The sequence below is a fragment of the Haemophilus pittmaniae genome, from assembly GCF_900186995.1.
GTDB classification, from domain to species: Bacteria; Pseudomonadota; Gammaproteobacteria; order Enterobacterales; family Pasteurellaceae; genus Haemophilus_D; species Haemophilus_D pittmaniae.
On the sequence record NZ_LT906463.1, the window covers coordinates 271,272 to 286,934 of the forward strand.

At 40.6% G+C, this 15,663-nt stretch carries 20 protein-coding genes and 2 tRNA genes; 12 read left to right on the forward strand and 10 right to left on the reverse strand.

Annotated elements, in window-relative coordinates; genetic code table 11:
- Positions 1-120 precede the first annotated feature (120 nt).
- Positions 121-972, forward strand: coding sequence for a bifunctional methylenetetrahydrofolate dehydrogenase/methenyltetrahydrofolate cyclohydrolase FolD (folD, locus tag CKV74_RS01285; protein ID WP_007241753.1), 852 nt, complete (start codon positions 121-123; stop codon positions 970-972).
- 63 nt (positions 973-1,035) lie between these two features.
- On the opposite strand, the gene CKV74_RS01290 is transcribed toward folD, so the two are convergent.
- The 5 genes from CKV74_RS01290 to rsmA all read right to left on the reverse strand — a co-directional run bounded on the left by CKV74_RS01290 (position 1,036) and on the right by rsmA (position 6,106).
- Positions 1,036-2,370 carry an NAD(P)/FAD-dependent oxidoreductase gene (locus CKV74_RS01290; RefSeq protein ID WP_007241664.1) on the reverse strand — a complete coding sequence of 445 codons (1,335 nt, stop codon included), beginning with the start codon at positions 2,368-2,370 and terminating at the stop codon, positions 1,036-1,038.
- Positions 2,371-2,585: 215 nt separating this feature from the next.
- Entirely contained in the window at positions 2,586-3,218 is a 633-nt protein-coding gene (locus tag CKV74_RS01295; RefSeq protein ID WP_007241573.1) for an HI_0552 family protein, read from the reverse strand.
- An 8-nt stretch (positions 3,219-3,226) separates the two neighbouring features.
- Positions 3,227-4,048 carry a bis(5'-nucleosyl)-tetraphosphatase (symmetrical) ApaH gene (gene apaH / locus CKV74_RS01300; RefSeq protein ID WP_039847745.1) on the reverse strand — a complete coding sequence of 274 codons (822 nt, stop codon included), beginning with the start codon at positions 4,046-4,048 and terminating at the stop codon, positions 3,227-3,229.
- A gap of 57 nt (positions 4,049-4,105) precedes the next feature.
- Positions 4,106-4,996, reverse strand: a complete 891-nt coding sequence (locus CKV74_RS01305; RefSeq protein ID WP_039847744.1) for a glycosyltransferase family 8 protein — start codon at positions 4,994-4,996, stop codon at positions 4,106-4,108.
- A gap of 246 nt (positions 4,997-5,242) precedes the next feature.
- Entirely contained in the window at positions 5,243-6,106 is an 864-nt protein-coding gene (rsmA, locus tag CKV74_RS01310) for a 16S rRNA (adenine(1518)-N(6)/adenine(1519)-N(6))-dimethyltransferase RsmA (protein ID WP_007241567.1), read from the reverse strand.
- 217 nt (positions 6,107-6,323) lie between these two features.
- On the opposite strand from rsmA, the gene infA reads away from it, so the two are divergent.
- Positions 6,324-6,542, forward strand: coding sequence for a translation initiation factor IF-1 (gene infA / locus CKV74_RS01315; protein WP_007241725.1), 219 nt, complete (start codon positions 6,324-6,326; stop codon positions 6,540-6,542).
- On the opposite strand, the gene CKV74_RS10440 is transcribed toward infA, so the two are convergent.
- The gene (locus tag CKV74_RS10440) at positions 6,539-6,691 is read right to left on the reverse strand and encodes a hypothetical protein (RefSeq protein ID WP_007241844.1); all 153 of its coding nucleotides are present in this window, start codon (positions 6,689-6,691) and stop codon (positions 6,539-6,541) included. The genes infA and CKV74_RS10440 overlap by 4 nt on opposite strands.
- 70 nt (positions 6,692-6,761) lie before the next feature.
- Here CKV74_RS10440 and rpsF point away from each other — a divergent pair, with 70 nt between their 5' ends.
- From rpsF to rplI, 4 genes are read left to right on the forward strand one after another with little or no spacing between them, the layout of a single operon-like run.
- Entirely contained in the window at positions 6,762-7,139 is a 378-nt protein-coding gene (gene rpsF, locus CKV74_RS01320; RefSeq protein WP_007241618.1) for a 30S ribosomal protein S6, read from the forward strand.
- Positions 7,126-7,452, forward strand: coding sequence for a primosomal replication protein N (priB, locus tag CKV74_RS01325; protein ID WP_039847720.1), 327 nt, complete (start codon positions 7,126-7,128; stop codon positions 7,450-7,452). The genes rpsF and priB overlap by 14 nt, the downstream gene beginning before the upstream one ends.
- 12 nt (positions 7,453-7,464) lie before the next feature.
- Entirely contained in the window at positions 7,465-7,695 is a 231-nt protein-coding gene (rpsR, locus tag CKV74_RS01330; protein ID WP_005696867.1) for a 30S ribosomal protein S18, read from the forward strand.
- 14 nt (positions 7,696-7,709) lie between these two features.
- A complete protein-coding gene (gene rplI / locus CKV74_RS01335; RefSeq protein ID WP_007241843.1) occupies positions 7,710-8,159 on the forward strand; it encodes a 50S ribosomal protein L9 in 450 nt (149 codons plus the stop codon).
- Between the two features lie 49 nt (positions 8,160-8,208).
- Here rplI and CKV74_RS01340 read toward each other — a convergent pair whose 3' ends face one another.
- The 3 genes from CKV74_RS01340 to rpmE form a co-directional block, all read right to left on the reverse strand.
- Complete coding sequence (locus CKV74_RS01340; protein ID WP_095176638.1) at positions 8,209-9,237, reverse strand: glycosyltransferase family 9 protein; 1,029 nt, start codon at positions 9,235-9,237, stop codon at positions 8,209-8,211.
- Positions 9,238-9,239: 2 nt separating this feature from the next.
- A complete protein-coding gene (locus CKV74_RS01345) occupies positions 9,240-10,283 on the reverse strand; it encodes a glycosyltransferase family 9 protein (RefSeq protein ID WP_095176639.1) in 1,044 nt (347 codons plus the stop codon).
- A 71-nt stretch (positions 10,284-10,354) separates the two neighbouring features.
- Positions 10,355-10,567: a 50S ribosomal protein L31 gene (gene rpmE, locus CKV74_RS01350; protein ID WP_005655540.1), complete on the reverse strand. Its 213-nt coding sequence runs from the start codon at positions 10,565-10,567 to the stop codon at positions 10,355-10,357.
- 194 nt (positions 10,568-10,761) lie between these two features.
- Here rpmE and mutY point away from each other — a divergent pair, with 194 nt between their 5' ends.
- The 6 genes from mutY to CKV74_RS01380 all read left to right on the forward strand — a co-directional run bounded on the left by mutY (position 10,762) and on the right by CKV74_RS01380 (position 14,862).
- Positions 10,762-11,880: an A/G-specific adenine glycosylase gene (gene mutY / locus CKV74_RS01355; RefSeq protein ID WP_095176640.1), complete on the forward strand. Its 1,119-nt coding sequence runs from the start codon at positions 10,762-10,764 to the stop codon at positions 11,878-11,880.
- Positions 11,873-12,145, forward strand: a complete 273-nt coding sequence (locus tag CKV74_RS01360) for an oxidative damage protection protein (RefSeq protein ID WP_007241598.1) — start codon at positions 11,873-11,875, stop codon at positions 12,143-12,145. Before mutY ends, CKV74_RS01360 begins: the two co-directional genes overlap by 8 nt.
- Positions 12,146-12,154: 9 nt before the next feature.
- Positions 12,155-13,237: a membrane-bound lytic murein transglycosylase MltC gene (gene mltC, locus CKV74_RS01365; protein ID WP_039847743.1), complete on the forward strand. Its 1,083-nt coding sequence runs from the start codon at positions 12,155-12,157 to the stop codon at positions 13,235-13,237.
- A gap of 359 nt (positions 13,238-13,596) precedes the next feature.
- Positions 13,597-13,672, forward strand: a tRNA-Phe gene (locus CKV74_RS01370).
- 5 nt (positions 13,673-13,677) lie between these two features.
- A tRNA-Asn gene (locus tag CKV74_RS01375) sits at positions 13,678-13,753 on the forward strand.
- A 266-nt stretch (positions 13,754-14,019) separates the two neighbouring features.
- Positions 14,020-14,862: a class II glutamine amidotransferase gene (locus CKV74_RS01380; protein WP_039847742.1), complete on the forward strand. Its 843-nt coding sequence runs from the start codon at positions 14,020-14,022 to the stop codon at positions 14,860-14,862.
- A 49-nt stretch (positions 14,863-14,911) separates the two neighbouring features.
- On the opposite strand, the gene CKV74_RS01385 is transcribed toward CKV74_RS01380, so the two are convergent.
- Positions 14,912-15,634 carry a 3-deoxy-D-manno-octulosonic acid kinase gene (locus CKV74_RS01385; protein ID WP_095177126.1) on the reverse strand — a complete coding sequence of 241 codons (723 nt, stop codon included), beginning with the start codon at positions 15,632-15,634 and terminating at the stop codon, positions 14,912-14,914.
- Positions 15,635-15,663: the final 29 nt, after the last annotated feature.

Below are 15,663 nucleotides of genomic sequence, written 5' to 3' on the forward strand. Positions count from 1 at the left end.
GGTTTTTTCGCAAATCCCATTTAATTGGTTATTTTTGCACCCACCGCACAAAGCTTTAAAAAATCCCTTCGCTCAGCTAAAATAACCGCCACTTCCTTATTCTTCACTTCAGGAGTTTCCATGTCTGCGCAACTTATTTCCGGCACCCAACTAGCCAAATCCATCAAGGCTGAATTAGCACAAAAAATTACCGACTTAGCTGAAAAGCAATGCCGAATTCCCTGCCTTGCGGTGATTTTGGTCGGCGAAAACCCAGCCTCTCAGGTCTATGTTGGCGCCAAGCGCAAGGCTTGTGAAGAAATTGGCATGCTGTCACAATCCTATGAATTGCCCGATAGCACAAGCCAAGGGGAACTCTTAGGATTGATCGATAAATTAAATGCGGATCCAACAGTTGATGGCATTCTGGTACAACTACCGCTACCACCGCACTTGGATTCCACCCAAGTGATTGAGCGCATTGAGCCAACAAAAGATGTGGATGGTTTTCACCCTTACAATGTTGGCCGACTTTGCCAACGCATTCCGACACTACGCGCCTGCACGCCTTACGGAGTGATGAAGTTACTGGAAACTACCGGTATTGATTTGCACGGCAAGCATGCGGTCATCGTTGGTGCCTCCAATATTGTCGGACGACCTATGGCCTTAGAGTTATTATTGGCCGGTTCAACCGTAACGGTAACCCACCGTTTCACCGAAGATTTAGAGAGCCATATTCGCCGCGCCGATATTCTAGTGGTCGCGGTCGGCAAACCACGTTTTATTCCGGGTGATTGGATTAAACCAGGTGCAACGGTAATCGATGTGGGGATTAGTCGGGTCGATGGCAAATTACTAGGTGATGTGGAATTTGAAACAGCCGCCGAAAAAGCCGCTTATATCACGCCGGTACCGGGTGGCGTGGGGCCAATGACCATCGCTATTCTGATGCAAAATACTCTTGCAGCTTACGAGCATCACCAAGCCTAACGTGATAAATAACAAAAAACCCGAAAGCCAATGCTTTCGGGTTTATTTTTGTTCTGGCAATGATTAGTGCAATTTTAAACGCGGTTTCAAATAATGATTAATTTTATCCACCAGAATAATTAAACCGATTTTGATGCAACCATGTAAGGCATGCTGATGCATCCGATATAAGGAAACATATGCAAATTGTGCCAAACGGCCCTGCACCGTCAGTGGATTTTTGGCAAATTTATTAGTTAAACTGCCTAACGCAGTAAAACTTGAGAGCGACACCAAAGTACCTTTGTCATTATATTTAAAGGCTTTTAACGGTTTATTGGTAAAAATCGCCTCGATATTTTTAGCACAGGCCTTTGCCATTTGATGGGCTGCCTGCGCACGCGGCGGTACCGGTTTGCCATTCGGTTGAATTAAGGCCGTACAGTCACCAATTGCAAAAATGCTGTCATCATTGCTTGTTTGTAAGGTATCTTTAATTACCAATTGATTGATGCGGTTAATTTCCAAACCATCAAATTGTTGCGTCACTTTTGATGTGCGCACACCTGCCGCCCAAACGATAAGATCCGCTTTAATTTCCTCACCTTCTTTAGTGAGTAAGGTATTTGGTTGAGCTTCCGTAATCATCGTATTCAAACGCACATCTGCTCCCATTTCCTGCAATTCGGATAATACCGCCGCCGATAAATCCTCCGGTAAGGCCGGTAATAAACGCGGTCCGGCTTCCACCAAAGTCACCTGGAGACAAGAATTGTCAATTTTGCCGTAGCCGTAGGAAGATAAATCCTCAGCGGCGTGATAAAGCTCAGCAGTCAATTCCACACCGGTTGCACCACCGCCTACAATCGCAATATTTACTTTATGCTCGTCCACTAGCTTTTGCTTAAATTCCGCTTCACCAATATCGTCTAGGGCACGGTTTTCGGAGAATTTTAAAAATAGCTCCAACATTTTTTCCTGAAAACGCAGCGCTTGATCTGCGCTATCTAAGAAAATGCAATTATCTGCCACGCCTTTGGTATTGAAATCGTTGGATTTGCTGCCAATTGCCAATACCAAATAATCATATGGAATACGACGAGCGATCACCAACATATCGCCTTCACTGCCATATACCGGTGCCAATTCGACATATTTTTGTTCGCGGTTAATGCGGGTAATTGAGCCCTGTTCGAAACTGAAATGGTGATTTTTACCATGTGCACGGTAGCTTAAAGAATCCACCCCATCATCTAATACGCCGGTGGCAATCTCATGTAGGAGAGGTTTCCAAAGATGAGTGGCATTGCGATCCACCAATGTGACCTTCGCCTTTTCGCCTTTACCTAGCTTATCGCCAAGAAAGGTTGCTAACTCGATGCCGCCGGCACCACCACCGACGATAACGATGTTTTTCATAAAGTGCTCCTAAATAGCTAAATGTTAAAAATGTTAAAAATGTTAAAAAATTGTAATGCGCGCAATGATAGCATAAGCCTGTAAAAAGGGTTAGCGTTGATTGGTAAAACCGTTAAAAATACCCCAAAAGAGGTTTTTAAAAACATATCTAATAAAATCAATGGGTTATATGCTATTTTGACAAAAACTTTTATTTTGAAGGGGGCGTTTAACGCTTAGATTTGATGGGCGCGTTGATAAAGGGGTTCGAGGGCTCGAATGGTGTCCACAATAAAAGCTACCGGATCCGCATCGGCCAACGCCGGCTTTTCCAGCGTACGACCGATACACCAATAATCTTGGGCATCGCGTAATTCAGGCAACGCAGGGGAAAAATTACTCAAGCTTGGAAAGTCGCCATATTCATCGGCATCACCACGCCATACTGCAAAATCTCCAAAACGCTTGAAATCCAACTCATCCCACCATTGGTTGTATTGATTCAGATTAATTTGCGAACGATCGGCGCGATAACAATGCCAATCCAAGCATACCCGCAAGCGACGGCGATTTAGCAATACCGAAAAAATAGCGGCGGAATGTTGGTTGTATTCGTATTTGAAATAGGCAAAAAAATGGGCCCGCACTTGCCAGCCATTAGTCCAGCTTTCAATATGTGGTTTTGCAAAAGGGACACCAAGCAACTGGGATACTGCCAAATTAATGGCTTTCCAGCGTTCCCAATGGGATTTGTAATCGGCTTTGATACGTGGAATATCAGCAGGGCAATATTTTTTCAATTGGGCAAATTGATAAAAAGGAATTTCAAAGAGCTCACAAGCGCTGGCATTCAACATCAAGGAATTCATGTTCGGCCTCAACGATAGTCCTTCACCGCGGCCTGCGTGAAGTATTGTTTATCCTGCCAACGCAACATGGTCAGCCGATTGCCCCACACACAGCCGGTATCTAGAGCGTAAATACCCTGCGGCGTTGGCTCATCGACTAGACTCGCCCAGTGACCAAAGATAATCGGAATTTGTCGATAAAGCGGATTATCTAAATTAAACCAAGGAGTTAATTCGCTCGGAGCATCTTTTACAGGGGATTTACAAGCAAAATCCAAACGATGATCGCGATAGCAAAAACGCATACGGGTAAATGCATTAATAATATAACGTAGGCGATCTAACCCTTGTAAATCGGGAGACCAACGATCCGGCTGCTCAGAATACATATTTTCAATCAGATAATGAAAATCACCTTGACGTAAAATTTGCTCAACTTCAGCAGCACAGGATTTTGCGGTCTGCAAATCCCAATCTGGAGAAATACCTGCATGGGTCATTAAACAATTTAATTCTTGATCATGTACAAGCAATGGCTGATGGCGTAACCAGTCAATCAGTTCATCAAAATCCGCAGCATTAAAAATCGCATCAACACGATCACGTTGCTTCACTTTCTTAATGCCAAGCGCCGTGGAAATTAAATGCAAATCATGATTTCCTAACACCGTTTGCGCCGCATCGCCAAGAGACTTCACCAAGCGCAAGCATTCTAGGGATTTATCACCGCGTGCCACTAGATCTCCGACCAAATAGAGTTTGTCTTGGGCCGGTTCGAAATTCACCCGTTCCAATAAAAGCTGTAATTCATCGTAACAGCCTTGTAAATCACCAACAAAATAAGTTGCCATTTTCGTCAATCTAACTCCAATTTAAGTCAGCTAAGAACAAGTTTTATAGCCGGCTGATTAAAATATATGGTAAATCAATTTATATCGTATTTCCTTGATTAACCTTTTAATTTTTGTTTTGAAATCAATCTCATCAAATTTAGCTTTAAAGTTAGGATAATTATTACAAATTTGTTTAAACAACGAATAACCTAGATTAGCTTTTAAATGGGTGCTTTTTATAGACCAAAACTTATCCGGTCCAGGATAATGATAGATCACAGCAGGGAATTGAATATCACGTTTTTTCAGATATTTTATATAACCACATTCAGCCGGAGTAAAATTAAACCTTGAGTTTATAAACTTAACATCATCTTTAAAAATACCATTCAAAATATCTTGGTCTTGATATTCTATAATATCTTTATACTTAGCCAACCATTCTAAACTCACTTCTAATACATTTAACTCTCGCCATCTTTGCATGTTAATAAGAAGTACTCCAGCATTAAAATAGCTATACTCTGCCAGTCCTATTTTAGGTTTATAATCGACCTGGTCAATTTCTATAAAGTAATCCTTACAAGCTGCAAGTGAATAATTTTCTATATCCGTATTCCATAATTCATCTAACGGGCCATTAGTTAATGTATCAACATCAATATAAATTAACTTGTCCACATTAGGGATATATTTCGTTATATTTAATCTGGCATAGGTCGCAGGAGAAATATAACTTATTGTAAGAGGAAAATCAGAAAATGAATCTTTATCTACTTTTATAAAACGTACATTCATTCCATTTTTAGAAATGATATCCTCTATAATTTTTCGATTATCATCTTCTATCCCAAAATCTAAAATATAAAAATAAATTTTAAAATAAGAATTATTTTTTAATATACTTAATATACTAATTGCTAGATATGGCGCATAATTATTATCCGATGAAAAAGCGATATTCATATTACTTCCCTTTAGCGGCATCTATTATTTCCCTTACCACGGTTATCAAAATCAAATTTATTATTTATTTCTACTGAATTAGGCAAATATTGGACACTAGCATCATCCAAATGGTAAAGATCTTTTGCCTTTTATCCAGAAATATCCTAGTGAAATAAATTTTCACTCGGTTTTATTTATAATTAAACCAACTTTTATTTTCTCATTATTAATCCTTAGGTTATTTATTAATATATACTGGGAAATTTATATATCAGCTGATTCAAAAGGAATATTTTCATCATTTGCTGGTGGATTATCCGCCAACCAATTAGCTAAACGGGCATAATCAGCAATTGAAAGATTTTCGGCTCGGGCATTGAGATCAATACCAAGCGCAGTGAGATTGTCCGCAGAGAATAAGGTTGCTAGGGCGTTACGTAAGGTCTTACGGCGTTGGTTAAATGCCTGTGAGCAAACTCGATTGAGCCAGTAAAGATCTTTTACCGGATGAGGTAATTGTTGATGAGGCACTAAGCGTACAACTGCTGAATCTACTTTGGGAGCCGGTTTAAAGGCACTTGGAGGCACCTCTAACACAGGCATTACCTGACAAAAATATTGCGCCATGATAGTGAGACGTCCGTAGGCTTTGCTATTTGGTGCCGCACATAAACGTTTCACCACTTCCTTCTGCAACATAAAGTGCATATCTTGAATCACATCATGATACTTAAATAAGTGGAACATCAATGGGGTAGAAATGTTATAAGGCAAATTGCCAAATACACGCAATTTTTGGCCTTTTTCGGCTAGTTGTTCTTTTATGTAAAGCTCACCAAAATCAAACTGCATAGCATCGGTTTCAATCACCGTGATTTTATGGTGTAAAAATGGATGATGACGTAAACGTTCGGCAAGATCCCGGTCCAACTCCACTACCGTAAGATGATTCACTAATTCACCAACCGGTTCGGTTAATGCCCCTAGACCTGGGCCGATTTCTACTAAGAATTGGTCCGCTTGCGGATAAATCGCGGAAACAATATTTTGAATCACCGAATTATCGTGAAGAAAGTTTTGTCCAAAACGCTTCCGCGCCGTATGACCTAAGTGTTTTTTGGAGCTCATAAATATGCCTAATAGTAATAAAGTGAGGGCTATTATAGAGCCTATATCTGCTTTGTAAATCGCCGACAGGTCTTGAAATTGCGCGATTTTATTGGGATTTTCCGAGCAAGATTGATTTTAACCTTTCACCAGCCTACAAAAACGGCTATAATCCGCGCGTTTTTTATTAACCCGCCCAATTGTTAAGGGCTGAATATCGATTTTTTTAGAGGATCAAATGGCAAAAGAAGATTGCATTGAAATGCAAGGCACAATTTTAGAAACCCTACCAAATACTATGTTCCGTGTGGAATTAGAAAACGGTCATGTCGTGATCGCACACATTTCAGGAAAAATGCGTAAAAACTACATTCGTATTTTAACCGGCGACAAAGTAACCGTTGAAATGACGCCTTATGACTTAAGCAAAGGGCGCATCGTATTCCGTAGCCGCTAATCCATCATTTCCTGTAAAAGCCGATTCTTATCGGCTTTTTCTTTTGAACGAATATTTGTTCTACCATGAAAATATTCCTTCATTGCTTGCTTATTCCTTGCACAGTCAAAATTTTTCTGTATAATCCGCAACCCTTGGCCACATTCCATTTTAGTTCCTTGCCTTTGCAGATCCGTGGCCAATCTACGTCAAAGGCTGATTAACCCGTAAGGAGCAGTAATGCGTCACTACGAAATCGTGTTTATGGTTCATCCGGACCAAAGCGAGCAAGTACAAGGGATGATTGAACGTTATACCGGTTCTGTTACAGAAGCCGGCGGTAAAATTCATCGCCTAGAAGATTGGGGTCGCCGTCAATTAGCTTACCCAATCAACAAATTACACAAAGCACACTACGTGCTTATGAATGTAGAAGCGCCTCAACAAGTCATCGACGAGCTAGAAACGACTTTCCGTTATAACGATGCTGTATTACGCAGTCTTGTTATCCACACTAAGCACGCCGTAACCGAAGCGTCCCCAATGGCTAAAGCTAAAGATGATCGTAAAGCTGTAGCTGAAGTTGAAACCAACGATTTTGAGGATGCTGAAGAGTAATTCCACTATTGATAATCGCTTTTCCATAATTGGCAAAGTTTGCAAAATTCCGCAACGGAGTAAAAGCCCTAACGGTATTGAACATTGCCGATTCTACTTGGAACATCGTTCCCAGCAGATTGAAAGCGGGTTACCGCGCCAAGCCTGGTTGAATATACCGGTGCAAATTAGTGGTAATCAATTAATAGAAAAAACTCAAAGCATTACGGTCGGTTGTGAATTATTAGTAGTGGGTTTTATTACCTCACATAAAACCGCCAGTGGTTTAAATCAACTAGTATTACACGCCGAGCAAATCGAATTTATAGATTAGGAGACTAGCCAAATGGCACGTTATTTCCGTCGTCGTAAGTTCTGCCGTTTCACTGCGGAAAATGTTGTTGAAATCGATTACAAAGATATCGCTACATTAAAGAACTACATTTCAGAAAGCGGCAAGATTGTACCTAGCCGTATTACTGGTACTCGTGCGAAGTACCAACGCCAATTAGCCCGCGCAATCAAACGCGCTCGTTATTTAGCGTTATTACCTTACTCTGATTCTCATCATAACTAAGAAGGAGAAGGTCAATGCAAGTAATTCTTTTAGACAAAATTGTTCACCTTGGTAATGTTGGTGATCAAGTAAATGTTAAATCTGGTTTTGCCCGTAACTTCTTAATCCCACAAGGTAAAGCGGTTATGGCAACTAAAGCAAACATCGAGCATTTTGAAGCTCGTCGTGCTGAGTTAGAAGCTGCTGCAGCTGCAAGCCTTGCTGCTGCTCAAGCTCGTGCTGCACAAGTGACTGCTTTAGGTTCTGTAACTATCACATCTAAAGCTGGTGATGAAGGTCGTTTATTCGGCGCAATCACTACCCGTGATGTAGCAGAAGCAGTAACAGCTGCCGGTGTTGAGATTGCGAAAAGCGAAGTGCGTTTACCAAACGGTCCAATCCGTACTCTTGGTGACCATGATGTGCGTTTCCAACTTCATGGCGAAGTATTCGCAACATTAGATGTAATCGTTGTTGCAGAATAATTATCAAAGCTTTGATAAAAGAAAACCCGACATTATGTCGGGTTTTTTGTTAGGCTAAATTGTCTATTTGTTTAATAAGCCAAATCGAGGCTTCTTTCATATCAAAATTTTCAGTGTGATTATTATCGCCTGGCTCTCTGCTTTTAATTACTTTGCAAGGAATTTCAGGCTCACATTTTGGGGACCAAATCGCTAAATTACGTACATTATCCGCATAAAAAGCCAATAATGGTCTTCTACAGGCACAAGCAATATGGACGGTACCACCATCCACACTAAGCACAAAATCTGCCTTATTAATCAAGCCAATATACTCTGCTAACGATACTTTCGGTAAAAGACGAATATCCGGCATATTTTTATAATTATTTTTTTCAGCATCACTAATCGATACTAACAGATCGCATCTTTCTTTTAGGTTCTCTGGTAGATTATCCAAAAACGCAGCAATTTCTTTTGCCGGTATTCTACGAGTACTGCCTTCGGGGGCTATCAGAATTTTTATTTTATTCTTCTGCCATAAATGGGAAACTTCTGGCAAATTGGTTAATAGTTTTGGATAACAGCTCTCTTCCCTATTCAAATATTGTCCTAACAAGGAATCCATCAAATAATCCGTCACATGAGTTTTATCTGTAATATCAGCATGATGGTTATAATTGTTGATCGAATGAATGGAATAATATTTTTTCTCTCTTTTATAAAAGGTAAAAATAAACTTAGGAGATAATATTTTCTCAAGCAACAAACTTCTTGTGGTATAACTTGGCATAAAATCTAGGTATAGATCCCAGCGCTTACGCTGCTTAAAATAAGTTATAGCTTTATCTTCAAAAAAAACATCAACTAACCCTGATAGTTCATAAATCAGACGGCTACGCGAAGAGACAAAAATACCAATCTTTATATTCGGATTTGCTGCTTTTAGTTGTTTTATATGAGCTGAATGAGCAATTGAATCACCTATCGCATCACCGATAGGCTTAATTAATACCGATTGAATTTCAGCAAAATTAATTGAGCTAATCTTTGCTCTAGAACCAACAAGCTTAACAATGGCTTTCTTTAATAATGACATAATTATGCTCTATCACTAACTTCCAACCATTCCGGCTGAATATCATGGGCGGAAATCTCATTTACCGTTTGCTTGAAATATAAAATGTGGCTCCGAGGTGTATTAGGATGCCATTGCTGTAAATTTTTGGGGTTATTTTCCTGATAAAAGGCAACAATATTTTTCCCTAATCCTGCAGCGATATGAATGATAGAAGTATCCGGCGAAATCACCGTATCGCAATATTTAATTAAAGCAATACTATCGAAAATGGTTTTACTTGAAGAATACACGAAAACCTGCGGAAAGCGTTCTGCAATAGACTGTAAGGATTTGGATACAGCAGGAAAACTTAATAAAATAAATTTTTTCTGTGGAAATTTTTGGGTCATCACAGATAAAAATTTAGCGATACTATCCTCACTAAACTTTCTGGAATTTGCAGCACCAAAAAAGTTAATGGCAATAGCATGTTGCAAATGATGGTCTGCAATAAAACCACTAACATTTTGTTCTGAAAAATCATTCAACGGAACAAGATAGTCTGAATTCACAGACTCTACACCGCATAGTTCAATCGCTTTACGATAAATTTCTGAAAAATGTAAATTATCCTCAACAACATTTAAATCAAAAATTTTATAACGGGATTTTTGATAGCCAATATTTACTTTCGCGTGAATTAAACGGGTTAACAATAAATCTCGATTGCGCAATAGCACAGGTAAATTGATCAAATAATCATAATGTTGATGTGATAATTGACGCCCTATCTTTACGTAACTACATACTTTACGACGATTTACTGTATAAAAATTATCGATGAATTCATTATCCTGAAATAATTGTAAATTACCGTAAGAACAAACAACATCTAATCTAGCTTTTGGATATTGTTTGCGTAATTCACGAAAAATAAAACTACTTACAATATAGTCGCCAATTTTACCGTCTTGCTGTAAAACAATTATTTTTGGGGCATCAGTCACCTGAAATGATTGCCCATTAGAATGATCTAAACAGAGCTTCCCCAAGAAGAGTCTGATTTTTTGCAGAATTTTTTTCATAACAAGAAGATATTGATACTTTAGAGATAAAAATAACCCCCGCAAAAGCGAGGGTTGTATTCAAAATCAAATTATTTTGAACTTGGAATTTTGAAACGGCTGTTGAAGCGTTCAACACGACCGCCGGTATCTACAACACGTTGTTTACCGGTGTAGAACGGGTGGCAATTACCGCACACATCAAGATTGATGTCTTTACCTAAGGTAGAACGAGTTTTGATTACATTACCGCAAGAACAAGTTGCTGTAATTTCTTTATATTCAGGATGAATACCTTGTTTCATAGAAAACCTCAAAATGAAGCCACGCCGCTATAAGAACTTTCTCCTTACACCGCGTGAGTTAATAATACGTCGCTCAAGCGACACCAAAGGGCGCAAATTATACTAAAAAATGAGAATTGATCAAGCGTCCGGATTTAATGATAGAATGCCTTTCGTTATTTTTATTGCCTCAAATAATTGCCTTTTAATATCTCATGCAAGCCCAATCTTCTTCTGATGCACCATTTGCAAAAGCGGTTTTATGCTGGTTCGACAAATTCGGCCGAAAACACCTTCCTTGGCAACAGAACAAAACCCTTTATGCTGTTTGGCTATCTGAAGTCATGTTACAGCAAACCCAGGTGGCTACGGTTATCCCTTATTTTGAGCGTTTTATTACCCGTTTTCCTAACATCAATGCATTAGCCAATGCCGATGAGGATGAGGTATTGCATTTTTGGACCGGATTAGGTTACTACGCACGCGCCCGCAATCTACACAAAGCAGCGCAAACCATTCGCGACCAATATCAAGGACAATTCCCCGATACATTTGAGCAGGTTTGGGCACTCAGCGGTATTGGTCGATCTACCGCCGGAGCTATTTTATCCTCCGTCCTTAATCACCCCTACCCGATTCTGGATGGAAATGTAAAACGGGTGCTTAGTCGCTATTTCGCACTTGCCGGTTGGCCGGGGGAAAAAAAAGTAGAAGATGAACTCTGGCAATTAAGCGCACAAGTCACGCCAAGGGAACGCGTCGCCGATTTTAATCAGGCCATGATGGATCTCGGTGCATTGGTTTGTACCCGCAGTAAACCTAAATGTACGTTGTGCCCATTACATCAAGCATGCCAAGCTAATCAACAACAACGTTGGGCAGATTTTCCGGGGAAAAAACCGAGCAAAACCCTCCCGCAGAAACAAGGATATTTCTTGATTTTGCAGGAGCAAGGCCGGGTTTGGTTAGAAAAAAGGCCATCCTCCGGTATTTGGGGCGGGCTTTATTGCTTCCCACAGTTTGCCGATAAAGAGGAACTTTTGCAGTATTTAAACAGTCAGGGGATCACTCATTATCAAGAATGGCCTAGCTTTCGTCATACCTTTAGCCACTTTCATCTGGATATTCACCCGATCTACGCTCAATATAATCCGCCAATCTTGGAGAATAACCTCGGTGATTGGCGCCAAGTGAAGGAAACCGGCAAAGAATATCAATCAACCCTATCAAGCGAAGGCAAATATTGGTATGATCCGCGCACTTCAAATGCTATCGGGCTAGCTACGCCCATGAAGAATCTATTAACCCAATTTGTAAGGAATTATTATGGCTAGAACCGTTTTTTGCGAATATTTGAAAAAAGAAGCTGACGGGCTTGATTTTCAACTCTATCCCGGCGAACTTGGCCAACGTATTTTTAATTCAATTAGCAAACAAGCATGGAGCGAATGGATCAAAAAACAAACCATGTTAGTGAACGAAAAGAAACTCAACATGATGAATGCCGATCACCGCAAATTATTAGAACAGGAAATGATCAACTTCCTCTTTGAAGGAAAAGAGATCCACATTGACGGTTATACTCCACCGGAAAAATAATTACCCATGATGAAAAAATATTTCGTACTTGCACTAATCCCTTTTTTATTCGCCTGTGGCAGTTCCAACACTCATCATCGCCGCGGTATTAATTTTGATGAAGTGTTTGCCAAAGATACTCAAGGTTTAGATATCCTGACCGGCCAATTCTCCCATAATATCGACCGTATTTGGGGAGTAAATGAGCTATTGGTGGCAACCCGTAAAGACTACGTCAAATACAACGACAACTACTATACCCGTAGCCACGTTAGCTTTGACGAAGGTTCAATCATTGTAGAAACGCAAAAAGATCTCAATCGTTTACACAATGCTATCGTCCATACCCTATTAATGGGCTCTGACCCGAAAGGTATCGACCTCTTTGCTTCCGGAGATGTACCAATAAGCTCGCGTCCGTTCCTCTTGGGGCAGGTTGTGGATAACAACGGCCAACAAATCTCTAATGAGATGATTGCTTCCAATTACGCAACTTGGCTTATCCAAAACAAGTTACAAACCCGTCGCCTGCAAAATGGCAACGTGGTGCAATTTGTCGTCATTGCAATGATCGCCAACCACGTTGAAGTACGTGCTCAAAAATATATACCATTGATTCGTAAAGCAGCTCAGCGCTACGGTATCGACGAAAGTCTGATCCTCGGTATCATGCAAACCGAATCCAGTTTCAACCCATACGCGATTAGTTATGCCAACGCCGTCGGTTTGATGCAGGTAGTACCAAGTACTGCAGGGCGTGATGTCTTTGCGATGAAAGGCCTTAGTGGTCAACCGACCCAACGTTATCTCTACGATCCAGCAAATAATATCGATGCAGGTGTCGCTTATCTATGGTTATTACAAAACAAATACTTGGATGGCATTACCGATCCGGCGTCCAAACGTTTTGCTATGATTTCCGCCTATAACAGTGGTGCCGGCGCAGTGTTAAGAGTCTTTGATGAAGATAAAGACGAAGCGATTTACCAAATTAACCGGATGTATCCGGAACAGGTTTACCGTATCTTGACCACCGCCCACCCATCCTCTCAGGCACGAAATTATCTACTTAAAGTAGATAATGCGCAGAAAAAATTCCGCGTTCGTCGCTAATCCTCAAAGCCCGCCTATGCGGGCTTTTTTCTTGCATAGGCAACCGACATAGCAATGTGACAACAAACGCCCTTCCATTTGCAAAGTTTTTTCAAAAACAACATATAACCCATTGATTTTATTACAAATGAAATAAAAACAAGGAAAAATGTGACATTTTCAGTAAAAAACAACCCAATTGTCTTCGTTCATTCTCGAGGATGTTCAAAAAACGGCATATCTTTGGTGTTTTTCTAGTCATCTTGCTTGTAAAGTATGCAAACTCGCGTTTTTTTTAGATTTTTTTAATTTTATTGTTGACTCAGCATCTAAAAAATCGTTTAATACGCCCCGTTGTCCGGCATCGCTGACAACGCCTTGCCTCGATAGCTCAGTCGGTAGAGCAGGGGATTGAAAATCCCCGTGTCGGTGGTTCGATTCCGCCTCGAGGCACCATCTATTCCTCCTTAGTTCAGTCGGTAGAACGGTGGACTGTTAATCCATATGTCGCAGGTTCGAGTCCCGCAGGAGGAGCCAAATTCAAAAAGCCGCTAAAGCAATTTAGCGGCTTTTTACTTTTTCAGTTTCCGTAAATGATGATATTAACGCAACCGTAATTCACTGCGGTTGCCACCTTCTAAATGGTATTCAAATACTCCCGGGACATATCATCACTCAAATGCTATAACGCTATTTTATGTAACGTTTTTATCTAAAAATCCTACGGATGAATATTGAAAGCGCCTAATGAAAAGCGTAATCTACGCACTTTATGTAAGGTTATTAATTTAGGTTATTTTTATATGTGTCAATTACTCGGAATGAATTGCAATACGCCAACGGATATTGTCTTTTCCTTTGAAGGCTTCCGCCGCCGTGCAGGACTCACCGATAGCCATTGTGATGGTTTCGGAATTGCCTTTTTTGAAGGAAAAGGCGTGCGTATTTTCCGTGACAATCATCCGGCTAGTCACTCACCGATTGCCGACTGCGTAAAACAATACAATATTAAGTCTCTTAACGTCATTGCTCATATTCGTAAGGCCACTCAAGGTAAGGTCACGATTGAAAATACCCATCCGTTTATTCGTGAAATTTGGGGAGAGAACTGGGTTTTCGCCCATAATGGTAACCTGAAGGATTTACCGGATATGTCGGACAGCTTCTGCCAGCCTATCGGTAACACCGATTCAGAAACAGCATTTTGCTACATGGCAGAATATTTGAAAAATCGCTTCAAACGCAAACCATCGGAAATTGAGATCTTTAATGCCATTCAAGAGGTTACCAAAGAACTCGCCCAGCATGGCACTTTTAACTTCATTCTATCCAACGGTGAATGGATGATCGCGCACTGCTCGACCCATTTGCATTATGTGATGCGTAAAGCACCTTTCGGTAAAGCGCATCGTATCGATGATGATGGTGTCATTGATTTCAGCCACTACGCGAAAGATGGCGACAAAGTTAATATTATTACCACCTTCCCTCTCACCAAAGATGAACCCTGGATCAAAATGGAGCATGGCGGTTTTGTGTTTTTCAAAGATGGAGACAAAATTGCCGAAGTGCTTGGTACACCGAAGGAAATTGCCGATGATGGTACTTTAGGTGACTGCGGCATTCCAACCATACAAGCAGCCTAGTTCTTAACATAATAAAAAACACCTTTACCAATATGGCAAAGGTGTTTTTTTATCCCTGATAACCGCTCTTTAGCTGTTGCCAATCGGCCTCAGTAAAGTGAATTCCCATACGGCCAACCTCTTTAAGAAAGGAGCGATGCAAACGCTCAAGATTATTGGATTTCCAATGTTCTCCCGGCTGCAAGCCACATTTATCAAAATCCAGTAACCAATATTGCTTTTCGCCTTTTTCTTGTACAAAAATATTATGAGCATTGAGATCCGTATGACAAACCTGCAAATCATGCATTTGCCGAATCAATCCACCAATTCTCTGCCATTCCGTTCCGTTCAAGTTATTGCGGACTAAATAGCCACACAAATCCTCTCCATCTTGCAACTTTTCTAACAAAATATCTGCCTGATAACAAATCCCTAACCGACCTATTGTCACTCTGGCGGCGATTGGTTTCGGCACAGCAAGTCCCGCTGCATGTAATTGGTGTAATAATCTAAATTCGGCAAAACTGCGGGTTTGCGCAAGCGCGCCCAAACGGTAGCGATCCCGATTAAATTTGCCCCAAAGCCCACCGCGATAATAATGGCGCAATGCGCAATCACAACCGAAATAATCTTGCGCCGAGACAAAATAGGTTGTTCCACGGCCTTTTGCCGCCCCTAAAACCCGACCTTGTTGTTGCCAAAAAGAGGGTTCAAAAAAAGATGATTTCGGCTCAAACGAACAATCCTGGTTAAAAATAAAATATTGATTGCCTTGTTGAAATTCCTGCATAGCCATCACTGAGAGAATAGAAAATGCGG